This window comes from Streptomyces katrae, assembly GCF_000966975.1.
GTDB classification, from domain to species: Bacteria; Actinomycetota; Actinomycetes; order Streptomycetales; family Streptomycetaceae; genus Streptomyces; species Streptomyces katrae.
The window spans coordinates 1-3806 of the sequence record NZ_JZWV01000768.1 but is presented as its reverse complement, the minus strand read 5'-3'; the positions used below and the strand labels follow the sequence as shown (position 1 = coordinate 3806).

At 74.0% G+C, this 3806-nt stretch carries 5 protein-coding genes; all 5 read left to right on the top strand.

From position 1 onward, the window contains the following. Positions 1 to 135: 135 nt before the first annotated feature. The 5 genes from VR44_RS26210 (at position 136) to VR44_RS26190 (ending at position 3748) form a co-directional block, all read left to right on the top strand. A complete protein-coding gene (locus tag VR44_RS26210) occupies positions 136 to 1500 on the top strand; it encodes an AMP-binding protein (protein ID WP_045950068.1) in 1365 nt (454 codons plus the stop codon). Beyond that, on the top strand, positions 1497 to 2276 hold the full coding sequence (locus tag VR44_RS26205) for a thioesterase II family protein (protein WP_045950067.1): 780 nt from the start codon (positions 1497 to 1499) through the stop codon (positions 2274 to 2276). The genes VR44_RS26210 and VR44_RS26205 overlap by 4 nt, the downstream gene beginning before the upstream one ends. Positions 2277 to 2367: 91 nt before the next feature. Continuing rightward, positions 2368 to 2766 (top strand): VOC family protein, encoded by a 399-nt coding sequence (locus tag VR44_RS26200; RefSeq protein WP_045950066.1) that lies wholly within the window; start codon positions 2368 to 2370, stop codon positions 2764 to 2766. Between the two features lie 56 nt (positions 2767 to 2822). After that, positions 2823 to 3005, top strand: coding sequence for a hypothetical protein (locus VR44_RS26195; protein ID WP_045950065.1), 183 nt, complete (start codon positions 2823 to 2825; stop codon positions 3003 to 3005). A 113-nt stretch (positions 3006 to 3118) separates the two neighbouring features. Then, positions 3119 to 3748, top strand: coding sequence for a maleylpyruvate isomerase N-terminal domain-containing protein (locus tag VR44_RS26190; RefSeq protein ID WP_245692231.1), 630 nt, complete (start codon positions 3119 to 3121; stop codon positions 3746 to 3748). Positions 3749 to 3806 lie beyond the last annotated feature (58 nt).

Here is a 3806-nt window from a genome sequence, read left to right as displayed (position 1 = left end):
GGAAACGGAGAAAGGGCGGGGCGGGGAGAAGGCCCGCGCAGCGGCACCCGCACCGCCCCGGCACCGGCCCCGCCCGGCCGCGGGCCCAGCCCCGCCCCGTACCCTGGACTCCCACCACCCGCAGGGAGTTACCGCGTGCTGACCGCCCTAGACGGCACCTACGGCGACCGCCCCGACGCCGTGGCCGTAGCCGGCCGAACCGCCTCGTACGAGGAACTGCTGGGCGCCGCCCGCGCCGTGGCCGCCGACATCGCCGGCGCCCCCGCCTTCGCCGTGACCGCGACCGCCTCGCTCGAAACCGTCGCCGCCGCCGTCGGCGGACTCCTCGCCGGGGTGCCCTTCGTACCCCTGCCCCCCGACGCCGGCCCCGCCGAACGCGAGCACATCCTCCGCGACTCCGGCGCCGCCCTGACCACCGTCGACTTCGCCCGCCGCTCCGACGCCACCCCGCCCGGCCCGGCGGACCCGCAGGACCCGGCGCTCATCCTCTACACCTCCGGCACCACCGGGCCCCCGAAGGGCGTGGTCCTCACCGCCGACGCCCTCGCCGCCGACCTCGACGCGCTCGCCACCGCCTGGCAGTGGACCGCCGAGGACACCCTCGTGCACGGGCTCCCGCTGTTCCACGTCCACGGCCTGGTCCTCGGCGTACTCGGCGCCCTCCGCACCGGAAGCCGCCTCGTCCACACCGGCCGCCCGACCCCACAGGCGTACGCCGCCGCCGGAGGCAGCCTGTACTTCGGGGTGCCGACCGTCTGGTCCCGCATCGCCGCCGACCCCACGGCCGCCGCCGCCCTGTCCGGAGCCCGCCTCCTCGTCTCCGGCAGCGCCGCCCTGCCCGCCCCCGTCTTCCGGGACCTCGAACGCCTCACCGGGCACCGGCCCGTCGAGCGGTACGGGATGACCGAGACCCTGATCACCGTCAGCGGCCGCGCCGGCGGCGAGGTCCGCCCCGGCACCGTCGGCACCCCGCTCCCCGGCATCCGCACCCGCATCGCCGCCGAGCCGGGCGCCGACATCGGCGAACTCCAGCTGACCGGGCCGACCCTGTTCGCCGGCTACCTGGGCCGCCCGGAAGCCACGGCGGCCGCGTACACCGAGGACGGGTGGTTCCGTACGGGCGACATCGCGGCCGTCGACCCCGAGGACGGCGTCCACCGCATCGTGGGCCGGGCCTCCATCGACATGATCAAGTCCGGCGGCTACCGCATCGGCGCGGGCGAGATCGAGAACGCCCTGCTCGACCACCCCAAGGTGAGCGAGGCGGCCGTCGTCGGCGTCCCGGACACCGACCTCGGGCAGCGGATCGTGGCCTTCGTCGTCGCCGAGGGCGTCACCGGCGCCGAACTGACCGACTTCGTCGCCACGCACCTGTCGGTGCACAAGCGCCCGCGCGAGGTCCGCTTCGTCGCGGCCATCCCGCGCAACGCGATGGGCAAGCCCCAGAAGAAACTCCTCCTGACCGACGCCCCCGACACCCCCCATGGGACCCACCGGTGACCACCCTCCGCGCCACGACGGCAGCCAACCCCTGGATCCGCCGGTTCCACCCCCCGGCCCGCCCCGACACGGCCCCGGTCCTCGTCGTCCTCCCGCACGCCGGCGGCAGCGCCTCCTACTACTTCCCGCTCTCCCGCGACCTCGCCGCGCACGCCGAGGTCCTCACCGTCCAGTACCCCGGCCGCCAGGAACGGCTCTCGGAGCCCAGCCCCGACACCATCGCCGGACTCGTCGACGGGGTGGAAGACGCCCTGGCACCCTGGCGGGAACGGCCCCTGGTGCTGTTCGGGCACAGCATGGGCGCCGTCCTCGCGTACGAACTCACCCGCCGCCTGGAGGCGTCCGGAGCCGCCCCGCGCGGGCTGATCCTCTCCGGCCGCCGCTCCCCGCTGGTGCCCCGGCACGACGACCTCCACACCCTGGACGACGACGCCCTCCTCGCCCACGTCCGGGCCCTGTCCGGCACCGACACGACACTGCTGGCCGACCCGGAGCTCCAGGCGATGATCCTCCCGGCGCTGCGCAGCGACTACCACGCCGTCGGAACCTACCGCCACGAACCGGGCCCCCCGCTGCGCACCCCCGTCAGCGTGCTCTGCGGGGAATCCGACCCACGGGCCGCGGTACCCGAGGCCATGGCCTGGCGGGAGCTGACGGAGGGCGCCTTCACCTTCCGGGGCTTCCCCGGCGGCCACTTCTACCTGGCCGAACGGCACGAGGCGGTGACGTCGGCGATCGCCGACGACCTGAAGGCCTTCATGACCGGGTCCCACTGAGCGGTCTCACTCGCGGCAGCCGGGCTGTCACATCCGTCCGGCGGCATCCGTCAGAGAAGCAGCACAGACCACAACGGATGGATGGACCCCGATGCTGACCAACCTGATGTACGTCACCCTCTACGTCACCGACCAGGACCGCGCACTGCGGTTCTACACGGAACAGCTCGGCCTGGAGAAGCGGATCGACTACCCGGGTCCTGACGGCCGCTTCCTCACCGTCGCCGCCCCCGGCAGCCCGGTCGAGATCATCCTGTGGGTGCACGGCGCGGCCGCGGGGCAGCCGGCCGAGGTCCAGGCGGGCGGCACGCCCGGACCCGTCATCCTCGAGTCGGACGACCTGCGGGAGGACTTCAAGGTCTTCCGTGACCGCGGAGTGAGGTTCGACGGGGAGGAGCCGGAGGAGTACGGGTTCGGCCTCCGCGTCGAGGCGCTGGACCCGGACGGCAACCGCATCTCGTTGCGACAGCGGCCGGGCGTCGGCCGCTGACACCCGCCCCCCGGCCCCTGCCGGGGGGCGGGCCTACGGCAGGAGGTTTCTTCACGGTGTTCGCCTACGTCCTCTCCTGTGGCGGTCTCCTCTACGTGGGGCCCGCAATCCTGCTGTGCAGGAAGGTCGCGAGGAAGACGACGGTGAGAACGGGCTGGGCCATGGCCCTCGGGCTCGTGGCCCTCCCGGCGATCCTGCTCGCCGTCGGGGCGGTGATCGACGCCCACTCCGCGACATGACCGCCTGTCAGCGGCGCCGGCCGGGCCGCCGTCGGGAATGCGTCGTCCTTGCCGTGGGGTTGACCGGGCAGACACCCACCGACGGCGACAGGGGGAACAGCAAGGTGACACGGGTGAGGGAGCTCTACCTGAGTGTGGCGGACACCGCGGCGAAGTTGTTGGCCGCGCCGGAGGTCGCGGACGGCTGGCACCAGCCCTCCGCGCTGGCGAAGCTCAGCGTCCGGGGGCTGGCGGGTCACCTGGCCGGGCAGGTCTTCTTCATCCCCGCGGTGCTGGCAGAGCCGGTACCCACCGAGCCCGCCATCTCGATCCACGAGTACTACGCGCGAGTCAGCTGGATCGGCTCGGACCTCGACACCCCGTTCAACCAGGGCATTCGGTCCGGCGGAGAGGAAGAGGCGGCTGACGGTCCGGACGCCCTGGCCGCGCGGGTCGCCACGTGCGTCGAGGAACTGCGCGGCACCCTGCCCACCGCGGCGGACCGCACGGTTCGCCGGCCCACCTGGGGGGCGTGGTCGATCGGTCTCGACGACTTCGTCGCCAGCCGGATGCTGGAGCTCGTCGTCCACTCCGACGACCTCGCGCACAGCGTCGGGTTGCCGACCCCGGAGTTCCCGGCCCCCGCCGTCGAGACCGTCGTGGACCTGCTGTCACGGATCGCCCTGCGCCGGCACGGCGCCACCGACGTCCTGCGCGCGCTGAGCCGCAGCGAACGCGCCCCGGCTTCCATCTCGGCGCTCTAGGGGGTGTTGCGAAAGTCCCGCACGGCGCCCACGGCGCCCGGCACGCTCCCCCGAGCTC